Source organism: Ensifer sp. Root423 (assembly GCF_001426275.1).
Taxonomy (GTDB): domain Bacteria; phylum Pseudomonadota; class Alphaproteobacteria; order Rhizobiales; family Rhizobiaceae; genus Ensifer; species Ensifer adhaerens.
Map to the genome: position 1 here is coordinate 58034 of NZ_LMEG01000013.1, position 17981 is coordinate 76014.

Sequence of the window (17981 nt, forward strand, 5' to 3'; positions counted from 1 at the left end):
GCAGATGAAAATGACCGAGAGCCTTCGCCCCACTCCCGTTGAAATCCGCGCCTACCGCGCTGAAAACCCGAAGTTGCGCGAGCGTGATATCGCAGCCCAGCTCGGCGTTTCCGAAGCCGCGCTGGTCGCTGCCGAATGTGGGCTGACCGCCGTTCGTATCGATGCCGACGCCAACCGCTTCCTGTCGCGCGTCGAAGAGCTCGGTGAAGTCATGGCGCTGACCCGCAACGAAAGCGCCGTCCACGAAAAGATCGGCGTCTACGAGAAGATCACCACCGGCGAGATGGCGAGCATCGTACTTGGCGAACAGATCGACCTTCGTGTTTTCCCGAGCGCCTGGGCACACGCCTTCGCCGTGACGAAGACGGACGACAAGGGCGAAGTCCGCAAGAGCCTGCAGTTCTTCGACAAGTGGGGCAACGCCGTGCACAAGGTACATCTGCGCGCCGCATCGAACGACGCAGCCTACGAAAAGCTCGTCGCGGATTTCCGCCTCGACGATCAGACGCAAGAGTTTGTCGCCGACACCAGCGTTCAGCCGACCGACGACAAGCCGGAAACCGTCGTGGACGTCGTCGAGCTGCGTGAGCGCTGGACGAAGATGACGGACACCCATCAGTTCCACGGCATGTTGCGCAAGCTGAAGATCGGCCGCCGCCAGGCGCTGAGCAACATCGGCGACGATTTCGCCTGGCAGCTCGACCCGCAGAGCGTCGAAGCAATGATGCGGGCAAGCGCCGAAGTCGAACTGCCGATCATGTGCTTCGTCGGCAACCGCGGCATGATCCAGATCCATTCCGGCCCGATCGCCAAGATCGCGACGATGGGCCCCTGGCTCAACGTCATGGATCCAACCTTCCACCTGCATCTGCGCACCGACCACATTGCCGAGCTCTGGGCCGTGCGCAAGCCGACAGCCGACGGCCATGTCACCTCGATCGAGGCGCTCGACGCCAAGGGCGAAATGATCATCCAGTTCTTCGGCAAGCGCAAAGAGGGCCTGGCGGAACGTCCCGAATGGCGCTCGATCGCCGAAGGCCTGCCGCGCCTCGATACGACGGTTGCCGCCTGAGCGAGAGAATAGGATACGCAAGATGATCAACGGTCTCGACTTCCGTCGCCTTCGCCGCTCGGGGCTGGCGCTCGGCGCCTTCGCCCTTTCGGCGACCTTCCTGCTGCCGGCAGTGGCACCCGATGCCCCCGCCTTCATCCGGACGGCCATGGCCGAGGACACGCAGAAGGCCGACGTCTCGCGCGTCGTTTCGGTCGGCGGCGCCGTCACCGAGATCATCTATGCGCTCGGCGAAGAAGGCCGTCTCGTCGGGCGTGATTCCACCAGCACCTATCCGGAAGCAGCAAAGACGCTTCCGGATGTCGGTTATATGCGCCAGCTCGCGCCCGAAGGCATCATTGCGGTCAATCCGAGCGCCATCGTCGCAGTCGAAGGCAGCGGCCCGCCGGAGGCGCTGGCGGTGCTGAAGGAGGCCAACATCGCCTTCACCAGCGTGCCCGAGACCTTCGACAAGGCCGGCATTCCCACCAAGATCCGCGCCGTTGGCGCTTTTCTCGGCGTCGAGGACAAGGCCGAAACGCTCGCCAAGAGCGTCGAAGCCGACCTCGATGCAGCCGTGGCGGAGGGTGCCGCGCGCGCCGACGCTGAGCGCAAGCGCGTGCTGTTCATCCTGAGCACCCAGGGCGGCAAGGTCATGGCCTCCGGTCAGGGTACCGCCGCCAACGGCATCATCGAACTCGCCGGCGCGGTGAACGCCGTCGGCACCTTCCCCGGTTACAAGGCACTCACCGACGAAGCGATCGTCGAAGCCAAGCCCGACGTCATCCTGATGATGGATCGCGGTGGCGAACACGCCGCCAAGGCGGAAGAACTCTTCGCCATGCCGGCATTGAGCCTGACCCCTGCTGCCCAGAACAAGGCGCTGGTGCGCATGGACGGCCTGCACCTGCTCGGCTTCGGCCCGCGCACAGCAAGCGCCGTTCGCGAACTGAATGCCGCCATCTACGGGAAGAAGGCCAATGCCTCGCAGTGAGGCATTGGGCCGCGGCATGCGCCTGACCGGATTGGCCGCCGACATCCGCAACGAATGGCGTGCCGGCAACCGCTCGCGGCTGGCCCGGCTTCTCGTCGTCGCCCTCGTGGTAATCGCCATCGCCACCTTCGTCGGCTCGATCATGACCGGCGCGGCCGACGCGTCGCTCGCCAATGTCTGGCGCTGGCTGATCGGCGAGGCCGACCAGGCCCTGAGCATTCGCGACCGCATCATCATTCTCGATATCCGGCTCCCTCGCGCCGTGCTCGGCATGCTCGTTGGCGCGTCGCTTGCGGTTTCCGGCGTGGTCATGCAGGGGCTCTTCCGCAATCCCCTGGCCGATCCCGGCCTCGTCGGCGTTTCCTCGGGCGCGAGTCTTGGCGCCGTGCTGCTGATCGTGCTTGGAACCGCCACCTTCGGGCCACTATTTGCCCTGTTCGGTTTCTATGCGCTGCCGGTCGCTGCCTTCTTCGGCGGCCTCGTCACGACGCTTTTGCTCTACCGCATTGCCACGCGCGGCGGGCGGACCTCGATCGCCACCCTGCTTCTGGCCGGCATCGCGCTTGGCGCGCTGACCGGCGCCGTCACGGGCGTGCTCGTCTTCATGGCCGACGACAAGCAATTGCGCGACCTCACCTTCTGGGGCCTCGGCTCACTTGCCGGCGCCAACTGGACGAAGATCCTGGCCGCGGCGCCGATCATTCTGCTTTCGCTCGCCGTCACCCCTTTTCTCGCCCGCGGCCTCAATGCGATCACGCTCGGCGAGGCGGCAGCCTTCCACATGGGCATTCCCGTCCAGCGGCTGAAGAACGTCGCGATCGTCAGCGTTGCTGCGGCGACCGGCGCGTCGGTTGCCGTCAGCGGCGGCATCGGCTTCGTCGGCATCGTCGTGCCGCATCTGCTGCGCCTTGTCATCGGCCCCGATCACCGCTACCTGCTGCCGGCCTCGGCTCTGCTCGGCGGCACGCTGTTGATCCTTGCCGACATGATCGCCCGCACCATCGTTTCCCCGGCGGAACTGCCGATCGGCATCGTCACCGCTTTTATCGGCGCACCGTTCTTCCTCTGGATCCTGCTGCGCGGCCGTTCGAACATGGGATTGTGAGCGAAGCCATGATCAACGTTTCCAATCTCTCCGTCCGCCTCGGCGGGCGACCGGTCATCCACGGCGTTTCGCTCGAGGCCCGACCCGGCGCGCTGACGGCGATCGTCGGCCCGAACGGCTGCGGCAAGACCACGACGCTGAAGGCCATTTCCGGAGAGCTTGCACCAGCAGGCGGGACGATCCGCATCAACGGCCGCGACCTGCGCGGCCTGAAGCCCTGGGAACTCGCGTCGATGCGCGGCGTGCTGCCGCAATCGACCGTCATCTCCTTCCCGTTCACGGTGCGAGAAGTGGTTCGGCTCGGGCTTGCCGCCGGCGCAAACGCCGACGCCGCCCTGCACGACCGGATCGCGGCGGAAGCGCTCGAAGCGGTCGATCTCGGCGGCTTTGCCGGGCGTTTCTATCAGGAGCTGTCCGGCGGCGAGCAGCAGCGCGTGCAGCTTGCCCGCGTGCTTTGCCAGATCTCAGAACCCGTTACCGATGGCCAACCGCGTTACCTTCTGCTCGACGAGCCCGTCTCCAGCCTCGATATCCGCCACCAGCTGGGCATCATGCAGCTCGCGCGCAACTTTTGCGAACGCGGCGGCGGTGTCGTCGCCGTCATGCACGACCTCAATCTGACCGCCATGTTCGCCGACCACATGGTGATGATGAAGGCCGGCAAGGTCCGCGCCAGCGGCGCGCCGGCCGAGGTACTGACGGACGAGACGATGGAAGCGGTCTTCGGCTGCCGCATGCGGGTGGGCGTGGCTCCGCCGGCGCCCGTGCCCTTCGTGCTGCCGCAAACCGCATCGCTCTGACGCCAGCGCACGTCCTCATTCTTCCGAGAGCCAACACCAAGATTTATCGAAACAATTTCCGCACTTGCGCGTTGTTCTCCCGAAGCGCCGGCGTGGGCCTGCAGTTGTGCCCGCCGGTTTGATCAGGAAGCGCCGACCGTTCGCGGCCGGCGCATGTGTGAAAGGGAGTATTCGTCATGGCGTCAGGCCTCTTCTCCGGTTCGAGCTCGCGTTCGACAAAAAGCAACGGCAAGCTCGCCGACATCTCCATCGAGGAACAACTGGGCGAATTGCGCAATGATGTGGCGACGCTTGTCGCCCTCTTGGCCGATCGCGGATCGACGGCTTCGCAGCAGGCGCGCAGCAAGGCACAGGATGCCCGCGAACAGGCTGAAGCGGGCCTCAGCGAACTGTTGGCAAGCGGTGAAGATCTGCTGGCCGAGCTTCGTGATCGCTACGCCGGCACGGAAAAGCAGGTTCGGCACGCCGTGCGCGAACATCCCGTCGCAACCCTCGGCGCCGCCGCCCTGATCGGTCTGGCCATAGCCGCGCTTCTTCGTCGCTGAAGAAGATGCAAGCCGTTGAGGCGGATGGGTTGCACCCATCCGCTGAGATCGAGGGGAAGATGATCGAGGGCAATTCATGGGACCATTGACGGCAGCCCTGACCGCGCTCATGAGCGCCGATATCGGCGCGGCCACTGCGCGCGTGAAACGCAACGCGATCTTGTGGGGCATTATAGGATTGCTGCTTGCCACGGCCTATGTCTTCGGCCTCGCAGCCGCGTTCCTGTATCTCAGCGCACTTTACAGTCCGGTCGCAGCCTCCGCCGCGATCGCGATCGCGTTTTTCGTGACCGCGCTGGTGCTGTTCGGCATCATGGCGATGCTGCAAGGACGCGACCGCCGCCTGGCCGAGGAGCGTCGCCGCCGCAGACAGATGCAAACAAACCTGACACTGCTTGCCGCGGCGGGCATCCTGCGCAAACAGCCGCTGCTTGCGGTCGCCACCGCTCTAGCGATCGGGGCACTCGTGGGAACTGGCAAACGGCGCGAGCGGCGACGGACGACTGACGATTAAGCACGGGCTTCCCAACCCGGTGCGGGCCTTTCCCTCCGAACGTTGGTGTCTGGCAGGAGAGCCTTGCGCGCTTGCGCCTTTCGGCCGTCCCGATTGCGATCAACGCCTTAAAGCGGCAGGCGAATGAGCGCAGTGACGCCTGCCGGCAGATATTCCACCTTGACCGAGCTGCCCAAGACCTTGTCGAGGCTCCGCTCGATCAGGATCGAGCCGAAGCCGCGCCGTTTTGGCTCGCGCACCGGCGGCCCGCCGACTTCGGTCCAGGTGAGATGCAGAACGTTGTCGCCATCCTCGATCATGTTGCGCGCCGTCAGAACCACCTTCCCCTTCGGCACCGACAGCGACCCATATTTGACGGCGTTGGTGGCAAGCTCGTGCAGAACCAGACCGAGGCCGACCGCCTGGTCAGGCCCGAGCGATATCTCGTCCTTGTGGATCTCGATCTGCTCGGCATAGCAGTTGACATGCGGCAGCAACTGCTTGGCGATGAGGGCGGCGAGCCGGATGGTGCCCCATTCGTGATCGGAAAGCAGGCCGTGCGCTTCGGAGATCGCCTGCAATCTCCCGGCAAAGGCGGTCATGAATTCCGCCGGATCGCTGGTCTGGCGCAAGGTCTGACGGGCCAGTGACTGCAGCATCGCGAGCGTGTTCTTGACCCGGTGGTTGAGCTCCTTCAGCAACAGCCGCGTGCGCTGTACCGACGCCTGCTGGTCGGTGACATCGATCGTGACGCCGATGAACGTCAACGGATTGCCCTTGCTGTCGCGATCATGCACGCGGCCGCGCCCGAGCAGCCAGCGGCCGGTGTCGCCGACGCGGAACATGCCGTCGTACTCGTCGTCGGCCTTCATCGCCTGGCGTAACTTGGAAAAAGTCGCGCCGCGATCGTCGATATGGATCGCTCCGAAGATCTCGCGGGCGCCGACGAAGCTGTCGGCCGGCAGTCCGAACATGCGTTTCATCGCGCTGTTACCGGCAATGACCCCGGAGCGGATATCCCACAACCAACTGCCGATGTTCGCTGCTTCGAGCGCCATTGCGTGGCGCTGCTCCTCGCGTGACAGCGCCGCCTCTTTCAGCGCGCGCCGGCGCGCTTCGTCCTTGATCTTGAAGAGGGAAGCGGCCAGCCCGGCGAGCCGGCTCAGCTGGTCCATCAGCGCCTGTGGCACGTCGGCGCGCGGCTTGTCATCGAGAACGCAGACCGTGCCGACGGCCTGCCCGTCGAGCATGATCGGCGCGCCGGCATAAAATCGCAGGAACGGCGGCCCTACGACCCGCGAACGTCGCATGAACCGCGGATCAGTCGACGCGTCGAGCACGACGAGACTGGCGTCGGCTTCGGCCGCCACTTGCACGCAGAAGGACTCCTCCGACGACGCCCGGCTCTCCGTGGTTCCGACGGCCGCTTTGAACCATTGCCATTCGCGGTCGATCAAGGTCACCAGCGCAATCGGCGCGTCGAACAGGCCGGCCGCAATTTCAACGATGCCGTCGAAGTCCCGATCCGGCACCGCCATGTCGGGCACGGTCGCGTGCAAGACGCTCAGACGTTCAGGCGCGTCGAGCAGCGTCATGACGGGCGGGTCTGTCCTTTCAGTCCTCATGCGCATTCGGTCTCAATTCCCAATCTGAGCGGCTTGGGGAGCCCTTGCAGGCTGCACCCGCATCTCGCTCGGTTCTGGGCATATCGACCCAAAATCGTCATGATTTGCGCTCTGCCTCCACCACCCGCCTGCCCCCTCGGGCACAGGCGTCAGTGAAAGCAGGACACCGCCGCTTTTGCAACGGTGTCCGGCTCGAAACTTTCCTCAGGAAACAAAGGCGCGCGACGTGATCGGGGCCGACGTCTCGTCGGGGCCGTAGTCGTTTTCGCCCTTCACCTGAAGAATGTCCTGCAAGCGCTGGCGCGCGCGGTTGACACGGCTCTTGATCGTTCCGAGCGCGCAGCCGCAGATCGTGGCCGCTTCCTCGTAGGAAAAGCCGGAAGCGCCCACGAGGATGATCGCTTCACGCTGGTCGGGCGGCAACATCTCCAGCGCCTTGCGGAAATCCTGCAGGTCCAGCGAGCCGTATTGTTCAGGATGATGGGCGAGAGACTCGGTGAAATGTCCGTCGCTGTCCTGAACTTCGCGTCCGCGCTTCCGCATCTGGCTGTAGAGTTCGTTGCGCAGGATGGTGAAGAGCCAGGCCTTCATGTTGGTGCCCATCTCGAAGTGGTCCTGCTTCGCCCAGGCCTTCATGATCGTGTCCTGAACCAGGTCGTCGGCACGGTCGTGACGTCCGATCAGCGACATGGCGAAGGCACGCAGACTCGGCAACGCGGCCAGCATCTCACGCTTGAAATCATTCTTTTCGGATGACATTCCGGTACTTACTCCCTGCCCTGCAGCGCCGATTGCTGCTCGGCCGCGTCGAGTTTTTCCAGAAGATCGAGAAAACGCGCGGGTATCGCCTCTTCCTGCACGGACTGATAGAGCGCCTTCAGCTTCGCTGCAATTTGCGCATTTGGATCTTCTGTCCATAAGGTCGTGCCGGTGGTCCGCCCTGCCCCTGTTTTATGTTTCATTTTCAAACTGTCGCCTTCAAGTGTCGAAATCGCCAAAACTGTCCATAGCCGCCATAACGCTGTTGAAAATTGAAATGTTCCCTCGCGGAACCTTTTTTTACGCGGAGCGTTCTCGCAACGTCACCGTAAAACGATTTTCGAGGGAGTTCCTCTATGACTTTGTCCACGCGGATCGCACCGCTCCTGCCGTATCTGCGCCGCTACTCACGCGCGCTAACCGGCTCGCAGACATCAGGCGACGCCTATGTTGCCGCCGTTCTCGAAGCGCTGATCGCCGACACGTCGATTTTCCCCGAAGCAAGCAATGATCGCGTTGGCCTGTTCCGCCTGTTCACCTCGCTCTTCGGCTCGTCGTCCGTGCTCGTGCCTGAACCAGTTTCTCCGTTTGCCTGGGAGCAGCGCGCGTCGATCAATCTCGCAACCGTCTCGCCGCTTGCCCGCCAGGCATTCCTTCTGGTCTCGGTCGAAGGCTTCCGGCCGGAGGAAGCGGCCGAAGTTCTCGATGTCAGCATCGACAAGGTCGGTGGCCTGCTCGATCGCGCCTCGCAGGAAATCTCGCGCCAGGTCGCGACCGATATCATGATCATCGAGGACGAACCGCTGATCGCCATCGATATCGAGCAGATGGTCGAGAGCCTTGGCCATCGCGTCACCGGGATCGCCCGCACGCGCGACGAAGCGATCGCGCTCTACAAGAAGACACGGCCGAGCATGGTGCTTGCCGATATCCAGCTTGCCGATGGCAGCTCCGGCATCGACGCGGTCAACGACATCCTGAAGACGAGCGCCATTCCGGTGATCTTCATCACCGCCTTCCCGGAGCGGCTCCTGACCGGCGAACGGCCGGAACCGACCTTCCTGGTCACCAAGCCGTTCAACCCGGACATGGTCAAGGCGCTGATCAGCCAGGCTTTGTTCTTCAACGAATCCACCAAGGCGGCGGCCTGAGCGCGACTGCATGTTCCCCTCGACTGTAAGCGGTCGAGGGGGCATGCGCCGATCCAGATCTTGCAGCGGCCCGCGTCTTACGGCGCGTAGGCCGCTGCAGGTCGTTTCGGGAGTTGTTTGGCAAGATTGCCGGAACGTCCCGACGAGAACTCTCTGAGCTGACATCAGCAATTTCGTCACTGGACCTGCGCATTCACCGGCGGCTTCTGCCAATCTGCGCGTACCACCACACTTGGCCAGGTTTCTCGCAAAGGAAGCCCCCTGAAAACACAACAGCCAGTGCCGAGGGAAGGCACTGGCTGGTATGTGCAACTCACTCGGGGAGTGTGAGTTGTAGGCCGGCGGTCTGCCTCCGGCGCCGCATTGGGGGCTATGCGCGCCACCGTCCGGTCAACAACAGAATGCGCGACACGGAAAAAGGTTCCATGACCCCGCAACAACCTTTTCGGCAGCAGCCGTCACGCCATCTTGTCGAGCTCGTCACGGTGGCGATAGAGCGCCAGGAAGCGGCGATAGTCGCGATCATAGGCGTCGCGAACCGCCGTGTTCGGCAGGCGCTCGTGCCCACCTGACGCCATTTCGGCGCCGGCCGCGGCGAGATCCGCGTGCATGCCGCCGGCAACCGCTGCCGCCATTGCCGTTCCGAGCAGGACGGCATCCGGCGCTTCCGGCGCCACAACCCGGCAGCCGGTAACGTCACAATAGAGTTCCATGAGCAGCGCATTGCGCACGTGGCCACCGGTGACGTGCAGTGTGTCGAGTTGGTAGCCGACCTCGCGCATCATCTCCAGGATATGGCGGATGCCGAGCGCGATCGCGACGCAGGTGCGCCAGTAGAGCCGGCAGAGCGCGTCGAAGGAGGAATCAAGCGGCAGGCCGCTGATGACGCCGAGGCCATGCGGATCGGCGAGCGGCGAGCGGTTGCCGTGGAAATCCGGCAAGACATGCAGGCGATCGGCAAAGGCCGCGCCCTGCTCGGCGCGCAGTTCCTGCACCCGGGCGATGATCCGGCCATGGGTTTCAGCGGTCGGTTCGAGACCGCCGCCATGGAGCCGCACGATATGGTCGAGCAGCGCGCCGGTCGCCGATTGCCCGCCCTCGATCAACCAGGCGCCGGGCAGCACCGCCTCGTAATAGGGGCCCCACATGCCGAAACCCGGCTTCATGTCCTTGGAAAAGGCGACGATGCAGCTCGACGTGCCGGCAATCAGGGCCAGCTGTTTTTCGAGCTTCTCCGGCTTGCCGATGAAGCCGCCGACGACGCCGAGCGCGCCGGCATAGGCATCGATCATGCCGGGGGCTACCTGGCAGGCCTCGTCGAGGCCAAGCTCGGCGGCGGCCGCAGCGCTCAGACGGCCGACGGAGCTTCCGATCGGCAGGGTCTCTTCCGGCAGCCCGCCGTGCTCAATGAGATCCTCGAGCCCGATCTTTGCGAGATAGTCCGGCTGCCAGCCGCGCTTCTCATGCGCCAGGTAATTCCACTTGGCCGTCAGCGTGCAGCGCGAACGCGCAGCACTGCCGGTCGCCCGCCAGGAAAGATAGTCGGCAAGATCGAAGAAGAAGCCGGCCTTCTGCCATTGCTGCGGCAGATTGCGCTTCAGCCACATGAGCTTCGGCATTTCCATTTCCGGCGACATCACGCGGCCGGAGAAGTCGAGCACCGGATGGCCGGTCGCCGTGCAAAAATCCGCCTCGGCGAGCGCCCGGTGATCGAGCCAGACGATCGTGTCCCAGCGCGCCTCACCCTTGCGATTGACCGAAAGCGGCTTGCCCTCGCGGTCGCGCACCACCAGCGAGCAGGTGGCATCGAAGCCGATCGCTCCAATATCCTCCGCAGCGATCCCGGCCTTTTCCTTCGCCGCTTTGACGGCGCCGCAGACGGCGCGCCAGATATCTTCGGAATCGTGCTCGGCGTGGTTTTCTTCCGGCCGGTTCATGGCGATCGGCAGGTCGGCACGCGCAAGCAACCTGCCCTTGCCGTCAAAAATACCGGCGCGCGCACTGCCGGTACCGACATCGACCGCAACGACGAATTCACGCATCAAAGAAAGTCCCCGCCCCCAAGATCACGATGATTTAGGATCTGCCCGACCCAATCACAACCGCGATCGATTGTCATGAAGGAGAGCGGACGTGCGGGCGGAAAACCGCACACATGTTCCTCGTCCCGCTCCCGTTTCGTCCCTGCTGCTATCGGCCGACAAACTGTAGCAATTCGCCCATGTCGTCAAACAGCGCGTCGGGACTGAGAGCGGCAAGACTCTGCCGGTGCTTGTCGGTGCGCGCGTGGCTGCCGCCGGCAAAGGCAAAGACCCGCATGCCCGCCGCCTTCGCCGCTTCGATGCCGGCCGGACTGTCCTCGACGACGACGCAGTCGTGGGGAACGAAGCCCATCTGGCGGCTCGCGTGGAGAAAGAGATCCGGTGCCGGCTTGCCGTGTTTCACCATGGTGGCGGAGAAGATGTTGGGCTCGAAGAGGTCGATGAGCCCCGTGACGGTCAGCGACAGGCGGATGCGCTCGGGCTGGCTGGAAGAGGCGACGCAACAGGCGCCCTTCAGGCCTTCAACGGCGCCCCGGATGCCGGCGATCGGCTGGAGTTCGGTGCGGAAACGGTCGTAAAGCCGGAGGCGCATGCCTTCGAGAAACGCATCGTCGGTGGCAAGCCCGTATTCGTCGTGCAGGATCGCCGACATGCTCTTGAGGCTGCGTCCGAGAAAGCGTTCGGTCGCCTCCTCGGTGGTCATCGAGACGCCGGCGGCCGAGAGCACGTCCACCAGCACCTCCAGCGAGATCGGCTCGCTGTCGACGAGTACCCCGTCGCAGTCGAAGATCACCAGCCCGGACGCCGCATCCGCCATCGCATTTTATCCCTCAAGCTTGCCGTCCAGATAAAGCTGGAGCGTAGCGCGCGTACCCTTTTCCCAGAGGGTTTTCAATGCATCGGCGAAACGACGTCGGAAGAGATCGGAGCGAGCAACGTCGCCGAAGATGTCGCCGAGCGCCAGGAAGGCCATGGGGTCGTCCTTGGCGGCAAGCGCTGCCTTGTTCAGCCGGTCGGCGCTCTGGTCGTTGAAGGCGATCGTCTTGCCGCTGTCCGACGTGCCGGCAAAGTATCGGCACCAGAGCGCTGAAACGAGCGACAGCCCGACGACATCCTCGCCGCGCGCCAGCCGATCGGCCGTCGAAGGCAGGATGAACTTCGGCTGCCGGTTGGAGCCGTCCTGGGCCAGCCGCGGGATCGTGTCGCCGATCTTCGGATTGGAAAAGCGCGTCTCGATCAGCTTGTAATAGTCGCAGAGATCGGTGTTCGGCACCGGCGGAATGACCGGGATGATCTCGTCATGCTCCAGCTTGGCAAGGAAGGCGCGGATCAGCGGCTCCTCCATCGCCTCGTGGACAAAATGAATGTCGAGCAAGGCGGCGGGATAGGCGATCGCCGCATGGCCGCCATTGAGAATGCGGATCTTCATGTGCTCATAGGGCGCCACGTCAGGCACGAACTGGACGCCGACCTTCTCCAGGGCCGGGCGACCGAGTGGGAAGTGATCTTCGAGCACCCACTGCTTGAATTCCTCGCAGAACACCGGCCAGGCATCCTCGATGCCGTAGTCGTCGGCGACGATGCCGATCTCGCGCGCACCGGTTGCCGGCGTGATCCGGTCGACCATGCCGTTCGGGAAGGCGACATTGGCGTCGATCCAGTCGGCAAAGGCGGGATCATGGAGACGGGACAGCCCCGAAACCGCCGCATGGGTAACCTCGCCGTTGCCCGGGATGTTGTCGCAGGACATCACGGTGAACGGCGGCACGTTTTTGCCGCGGCGCGCCTTCAGCCCGGCAACGATCAGCCCGAACACCGTCTTCGGAGCCGCCGGGTTCTGCGCATCGGCAACGATATCGGGGTGGGTCGGATTGAACACACCCGAGGCCGGATCGATGAAATAGCCGCCTTCAGTGATGGTCAGCGAGACTATGCGGATCGAGGGATCAGCGAGCCTGGCAACGATCCCGGCGACGTCGCCCGGTTCCAGATAGTCGATCATTGCGCCGGTGACATGGGCGCCTGTGCGGTTGTTGTCCTGCTCGACGACGGTCGTCAGGAAATCCTGCGCCGCGAGCTTGGCCCGCATCGTTGCGTCGGAGGGAAGGACGCCGGCACCGATGATCGCCCAGTCCCTGTCGTGACCGGCGTTGAAAAGATCATCGAGATAGACGGCCTGGTGCGCCCGGTGGAAGTTGCCGACGCCGAAATGCACGATGCCCGCCGTCAGTTGCGACCGATCGTAGGCAGGCACGCCGGCTTTGGCCTTGATCGTGTCGAGGGCGGCAATTGAGAGTTTGGTCGTCATGATCCCGTATCCTTTCGAGGCTTCACCGACTGGCGCCGGTTCAGCTCATCCAATTGCCGCCATCGACGTTGTAGGTCTGCGAGACGACGTAGTCGCTCTCGGCTGACGCGAGGAAGATCGCCATGCCCGTCAGGTCCTCTGCCGTTCCCATCCGGCCGAAGGGCACCTCGGCGCCAACGAGCTTCTTCTTTTCGCCGCGCGGGCGGTTCTCGTATTTGGCAAACAGCGCATCGACGCCGTCCCAGTGTTCGCCATCGACCACGCCGGGCGCGATCGCGTTGACGTTGATGCCGTGCTTGATGAGGCCGAGGCCGGCCGACTGGGTGAGACTGATGACCGCCGCCTTGGTGGCGCAATAGACGGCGACCAGCGCCTCGCCGCGCCTGCCTGCCTGGCTTGCCATGTTGATGATCTTGCCGCCCCTGCCCTGATCGATCATCTGCCTGGCTGCGGCCTGCATCGTGAACAGCGTGCCCGATACGTTGATCGCAAACAGCCGGTCGTAGCTCTGACGGCTGATCTCGACGATCGGCGCAAGGTCGAAGAGCGCGGCATTGTTGACGAGAATGTCGAGCCCACCCGCCTGCCGGACGACGGCGGCGATCGCCTCGTCGATCGACGCCTGTTGGGTCACGTCCATCTCCACCGCATAGGCGCCGGCGCCGATCTCGGACGCTGTCTCACGCGCCCGCTCGATGTTGATGTCGGCGATCGCGACCGTGGCGCCCTCGCGGATATAGGCCTCCGCGAAGGCACGACCGATCCCTCGCGCAGATCCGGTGATCAGCGCGCTCTTCCCGTCGAGCCTCTTCATCGAACCGCCAGCCCCTTTTCGTCGAACCTGTGGACGCGCTGCGGATCGGGCGTCAGGAAGACCCGGTCACCATGGGTCACGGCGAAATCGCCGCTGACCCGCGCCGTCACCGTGCCGACATTGTCGACATTGACGTGCAGGAAGGTGTCGGAGCCGAGATGCTCGGCGACACCGACCGTGCCCTGCCAGGTTCCGCTTTCCTTCGAAAGCGCCAGATGTTCAGGCCGAATGCCCATCGTGTGCGCCTGATAGGCGGAAGCCGCCGCACCGCTGACGATGTTCATGCGCGGCGAGCCGATGAAGCCGGCGACGAACAGGTTGTCCGGCTTGTGGTAGAGGTCGAGGGGCGAGCCGACCTGCTCGATGCGACCACGATTGAGCACCACGATCTTGTCGGCCATGGTCATCGCCTCCACCTGGTCGTGGGTGACGTAGATCATCGTCGTCTTCAGGTCCTGGTGCAGTTGGCTGATTTCAAGCCGCATGTTGACGCGCAGCGCCGCGTCGAGGTTCGACAGCGGCTCGTCGAACAGGAACGCCTTCGGCTGGCGCACGATCGCTCGGCCGATCGCGACGCGCTGGCGCTGGCCGCCCGAAAGCTGGCGCGGCTTGCGGTCGAGATAGTCGGTGAGGTTCAACACGCGGGCTGCATCCGACACCTTCTTGTCGATGACGGCCTTGTCCTCGCCCGCCATTTTCAGGGGAAAGGCGATGTTGGAACGCACGCTCATATGCGGATAGAGCGCATAGGACTGGAACACCATCGACAGGCCGCGCTGTGCCGGTGGCAGTTCGGTGGCGTTCTTGCCGTCGATGACGATGTCGCCGTCACTGACGTCTTCGAGGCCGGCAATCAGCCGGAGCAGCGTCGACTTCCCGCAACCGGACGGTCCGACGAAGACGACGAACTCGCCATTGTTGATGTCGAGGTCGATCGAGGGGATGACGGCATGGGCGCCGAAGACCTTCGAAACCTTGCTGAGTGTAATGCTTCCCATTGTCGTATCCCTTATTTGACCGCGCCGAAGGTGAGGCCGCGTACGAGCTGCTTCTGCGAGAACCAGCCGAGTATGAGGATGGGGGCGATCGCCATGGTCGAGGCGGCCGAGAGCTTGGCGTAGAACAGGCCTTCAGGGCTCGAATAGGAGGCGATGAACGCCGTCAGCGGTGCTGCCTTGGCGGCACTGAGGTTCAGCGTCCAGAACGCCTCGTTCCAGGCGAGGATGATGTTCAAGAGCAGCGTCGAGGCGATGCCCGGGATCGCCATCGGCGTCAGCACATAGATGATCTCCTTGGAGAGCGATGCACCGTCCATGCGCGCGGCCTCCAGGATCTCGCCGGGGATTTCCTTGAAGTAGGTGTAAAGCATCCAGATGATGATCGGCAGGTTGATCAGCGTCAGCACGATCACGAGGCCGGTGCGGGTGTCGAGCAGGCCGGTGTTGCGGAACAACAGATACATCGGCACCAGCACACCGACCGACGGCATCATCTTGGTGGAGAGCATCCACATGAGCACGTCCTTGGTGCGCTTGGTCGGCGAGAACGCCATCGCCCAGGCGGACGGGATGGCGATGATCAGGCCGATCAGCGTCGAGCCGAAGGAGACGACGACCGAGTTCATGAAGTGCAGGAAGTAGTTCGAGCGGCTTTGCACCTCATGATAGTTTTCCGTCGTCCAGTCGAAAAAGAACAGCGACGGCGGTGATGCGATCGCCTCGGCCTCGGTCTTGAAGCTCGTCAGGAACGTCCAGAGGATCGGGAAGAAGATGAGGATGCCGATCGTCCAGGCGACGACGGTCACGACGATCTTTCTTTGGGTGGAGACGTTGCGTGCCATGGTTCTCAAGCCTCCAGCGTCTTGCCGATCATGCGCATCAGGAAGAATGCGACGATGTTGGCGAGGATGACCGCGATGATGCCGCCGGCCGAAGCACCGCCCACGTCGAACTGCAGCAGGGCCTGCGCATAGACGAGGAAGGTCAGGTTGGTGCTCTGCGTGCCCGGGCCGCCATTGGTGGTGACCAGAATTTCGGCAAAGACCGAGAGCAGGAAGATCGTCTGAATGAGGATGACGACGGTGATCGCGCGAGAAAGATGCGGCAACACCAGGTAGATGAAGCGGCTCCAGGCGCCGGCGCCGTCCATCTGCGCGGCTTCCTTCTGCTCCTCGTCGAGCGACTGCAGCGCCGTCAGAAGGATCAGTGTCGCGAACGGCAGCCACTGCCAGGCGACGATCAGGATCACCGACATCAGGGGTGCGTTGGCGAGAAAGTCGAAAGGCTGCAGCCCGAAGAGCTTGGCGATCCAGGCAAAGAGCCCATTGACCGGGTTCATGAACATGTTCTTCCAGACGAGTGCCGCGACCGTCGGCATGATCAGGAACGGCGCGATGACCAGAATGCGCACGATCCCCTGCCCGAACATCGGCTGGTCCAGCAGAAGCGCCAGCGCGATGCCGCCGATGACAGTGATGAACAACACGCCGAGCACGATCGCCAGCGTGTTGAAGAGCGCCTGGAAGAAAGCGGGATCGGTCAGGAAGTAGCTGTAGTTGGAAAAGCCCGCGAACTCCTCCATCCCCGGCATCAGAAGATTGTAGCGCAGGAACGAGAAGTAGATCGTCATGGCCAGCGGAACGATCATCCAGGCCAGAAGCAGAAGCACCGAAGGCGCAATCATCAGACGCGCGGCGGAGCGGGTGTGCAAGGTCGCCATGGCGTCCCCCCAAATGACGGAATTCAACGCTGTTTCGAGATCGGGTCGGGCGGCGCGTTTTTCCGCGCGAGCCCTGCGGCTACCTTCGGGATTTACCGGGGCGCCAGCCATTTGCGGCCAGCACCCCGGGCCCTTGGGAGCCTTACTTGATGTAACCGGCCTTGGTCATTTCGCGTTCGGTCAGCTTCTGGGCGCTGGCAAGCGCGTCGTCGACGCTCATCTGGCCGGCAAGAGCCGCCGAGAACTGCTGGCCGACCGCCGTGCCGAGACCCTGGAATTCCGGGATCGCCACGAACTGCACGCCGACATAGGGAACCGGCTTGACCGCCGGGTTCTTCGGGTCGGCCGCGTTGATCGAGTCGAGCGTCATCTTCGCGAAGGGTGCTGCCTTCTGGTACTCGGGGTTGGCGTAGAGCGAGGTGCGCGTGCCCGGAGGAACGTTCGCCCAGCCTTCCTTGTCTGCGACGAGCTTCAGATAGTCCTTGCCGGTTGCCCAGGAGATGAACTTCTCGGCCGAGGCGACCTTCTGCGAGCCCGCGGGGATCGCAAGGTTCCAGGCCCAGAGCCAGTTGCCGCGTTTGCCAAGGCCGGTGTCCGGCGCCAGCGCGAAGCCGACCTTGTCGGCAACGGTCGATTCCTTCGGGTTGGTGACGAAGGAAGCGGCCACCGTCGCATCGATCCACATGCCGCACTTGCCGGTCTGGAACAGCGACAGGTTCTCGTTGAAGCCGTTCGAGGATGCGCCGGGCGGTCCGGCGTCGTTCATCAGCTTGACGTAGAAGTCGAGCGCGTTCTTCCATTCGGGCTGGTCGAACTGCGGCTTCCAGTTCTCGTCGAACCAGCGGGCGCCAAAGGCGTTCGCGGTCGCCGTCAGGAAGGCCATGTTCTCGCCCCAGCCGGCCTTGCCGCGCAGGCAGATGCCGTAGACTTCGGCGTTCTTGTCGGTGATCTTGCGCGCCGCGTCGGCAATGAACTCCCAGGTCGGCGCGTCGGGCATGGTGAGCCCCGCCTTCTCGAACAGATCCTTGCGATACATCACCATCGAGCTTTCGCCGTAGAAGGGCGCCGCATAGAGCTTGCCGTCGATGGTGAGGCCGGAGCGGATCGCCGGCAAGAGGTCGTCGACATCGTAGTCGGCGCCGAGATTGTCGAGCGGCAGCAGCCAGCCCTGCTTCGCCCAGATCGGCACTTCATAGGTGCCGATCGTCATGATGTCGTACTGGCCGCCCTTGGTGGCGATATCGGTCGTCACGCGCTGGCGCAGCACGTTTTCCTCAAGCGTTACCCACTCGAGCTGAATGTCCGGATTCTTGGACGTGAAATCTTCCGTCAGCTTCTGCATCCGGATCATGTCGCCGTTGTTCACGGTCGCGATCGTCAGGGTTTCTGCTTGGGCCAGACCCGACAGTGCGACTGCCGAGCACGTGCCCAGCAGGAAAGTTCTCAAGTTCATCGACTTCCTCCCAGAAGAAATTGAGCATTTGCCTCGCTCATGGGCAATTACTCACTTCTCATGACGAATTGTCAATGCGCATTCGTTGCTGCGGCGCACACAGAAACATTAGAAGATTGTTTT

At 63.6% G+C, this 17981-nt stretch carries 18 protein-coding genes; 7 read left to right on the forward strand and 11 right to left on the reverse strand.

The features are described from left to right. Positions 1–10: 10 nt before the first annotated feature. The 6 genes from ASD01_RS14620 to ASD01_RS14645 all read left to right on the forward strand — a co-directional run bounded on the left by ASD01_RS14620 (position 11) and on the right by ASD01_RS14645 (position 5009). Entirely contained in the window at positions 11–1072 is a 1062-nt protein-coding gene (locus ASD01_RS14620; RefSeq protein WP_034794252.1) for a hemin-degrading factor, read from the forward strand. A gap of 22 nt (positions 1073–1094) precedes the next feature. Further along, a complete protein-coding gene (locus ASD01_RS14625; RefSeq protein WP_060644106.1) occupies positions 1095–2045 on the forward strand; it encodes a heme/hemin ABC transporter substrate-binding protein in 951 nt (316 codons plus the stop codon). After that, on the forward strand, positions 2032–3150 hold the full coding sequence (locus ASD01_RS14630; protein WP_034794033.1) for a FecCD family ABC transporter permease: 1119 nt from the start codon (positions 2032–2034) through the stop codon (positions 3148–3150). Before ASD01_RS14625 ends, ASD01_RS14630 begins: the two co-directional genes overlap by 14 nt. 8 nt (positions 3151–3158) lie before the next feature. Further along, the gene (locus ASD01_RS14635) at positions 3159–3950 is read left to right on the forward strand and encodes a heme ABC transporter ATP-binding protein (protein ID WP_034794256.1); all 792 of its coding nucleotides are present in this window, start codon (positions 3159–3161) and stop codon (positions 3948–3950) included. A gap of 176 nt (positions 3951–4126) precedes the next feature. Then, positions 4127–4495 carry a DUF883 family protein gene (locus ASD01_RS14640; RefSeq protein WP_034794036.1) on the forward strand — a complete coding sequence of 123 codons (369 nt, stop codon included), beginning with the start codon at positions 4127–4129 and terminating at the stop codon, positions 4493–4495. Positions 4496–4571: 76 nt separating this feature from the next. Next, complete coding sequence (locus ASD01_RS14645) at positions 4572–5009, forward strand: hypothetical protein (protein WP_034794039.1); 438 nt, start codon at positions 4572–4574, stop codon at positions 5007–5009. 107 nt (positions 5010–5116) lie between these two features. Here the strand turns inward: ASD01_RS14645 and ASD01_RS14650 are convergent, their stop codons facing one another. The 3 genes from ASD01_RS14650 to ASD01_RS14660 form a co-directional block, all read right to left on the reverse strand. Next, complete coding sequence (locus tag ASD01_RS14650) at positions 5117–6619, reverse strand: sensor histidine kinase (protein ID WP_060644107.1); 1503 nt, start codon at positions 6617–6619, stop codon at positions 5117–5119. A 198-nt stretch (positions 6620–6817) separates the two neighbouring features. Beyond that, positions 6818–7372 (reverse strand): RNA polymerase sigma factor, encoded by a 555-nt coding sequence (locus ASD01_RS14655; RefSeq protein ID WP_034794051.1) that lies wholly within the window; start codon positions 7370–7372, stop codon positions 6818–6820. Between the two features lie 8 nt (positions 7373–7380). Beyond that, a complete protein-coding gene (locus ASD01_RS14660) occupies positions 7381–7575 on the reverse strand; it encodes a NepR family anti-sigma factor (RefSeq protein WP_034794063.1) in 195 nt (64 codons plus the stop codon). 153 nt (positions 7576–7728) lie between these two features. Here ASD01_RS14660 and ASD01_RS14665 point away from each other — a divergent pair, with 153 nt between their 5' ends. Then, positions 7729–8523: a response regulator gene (locus ASD01_RS14665; RefSeq protein ID WP_034794073.1), complete on the forward strand. Its 795-nt coding sequence runs from the start codon at positions 7729–7731 to the stop codon at positions 8521–8523. Positions 8524–8981: 458 nt separating this feature from the next. On the opposite strand, the gene ASD01_RS14670 is transcribed toward ASD01_RS14665, so the two are convergent. The 8 genes from ASD01_RS14670 to ASD01_RS14705 all read right to left on the reverse strand — a co-directional run bounded on the left by ASD01_RS14670 (position 8982) and on the right by ASD01_RS14705 (position 17858). Beyond that, positions 8982–10565 carry an FGGY-family carbohydrate kinase gene (locus tag ASD01_RS14670; protein WP_034794075.1) on the reverse strand — a complete coding sequence of 528 codons (1584 nt, stop codon included), beginning with the start codon at positions 10563–10565 and terminating at the stop codon, positions 8982–8984. A 148-nt stretch (positions 10566–10713) separates the two neighbouring features. After that, entirely contained in the window at positions 10714–11382 is a 669-nt protein-coding gene (locus ASD01_RS14675) for an HAD family hydrolase (RefSeq protein WP_034794077.1), read from the reverse strand. A 6-nt stretch (positions 11383–11388) separates the two neighbouring features. Next, positions 11389–12873, reverse strand: coding sequence for a mannitol dehydrogenase family protein (locus ASD01_RS14680; protein ID WP_060644108.1), 1485 nt, complete (start codon positions 12871–12873; stop codon positions 11389–11391). Positions 12874–12913: 40 nt separating this feature from the next. Then, complete coding sequence (locus ASD01_RS14685) at positions 12914–13687, reverse strand: L-iditol 2-dehydrogenase (protein WP_034794082.1); 774 nt, start codon at positions 13685–13687, stop codon at positions 12914–12916. Then, a complete protein-coding gene (locus ASD01_RS14690) occupies positions 13684–14685 on the reverse strand; it encodes an ABC transporter ATP-binding protein (RefSeq protein ID WP_034794095.1) in 1002 nt (333 codons plus the stop codon). Before ASD01_RS14690 ends, ASD01_RS14685 begins: the two co-directional genes overlap by 4 nt. A gap of 11 nt (positions 14686–14696) precedes the next feature. Continuing rightward, positions 14697–15527, reverse strand: a complete 831-nt coding sequence (locus ASD01_RS14695) for a carbohydrate ABC transporter permease (protein WP_034794097.1) — start codon at positions 15525–15527, stop codon at positions 14697–14699. Between the two features lie 5 nt (positions 15528–15532). Continuing rightward, positions 15533–16405 (reverse strand): carbohydrate ABC transporter permease, encoded by an 873-nt coding sequence (locus ASD01_RS14700; RefSeq protein WP_034794260.1) that lies wholly within the window; start codon positions 16403–16405, stop codon positions 15533–15535. A 142-nt stretch (positions 16406–16547) separates the two neighbouring features. Beyond that, positions 16548–17858, reverse strand: a complete 1311-nt coding sequence (locus ASD01_RS14705; RefSeq protein WP_034794099.1) for an ABC transporter substrate-binding protein — start codon at positions 17856–17858, stop codon at positions 16548–16550. Positions 17859–17981: the final 123 nt, after the last annotated feature.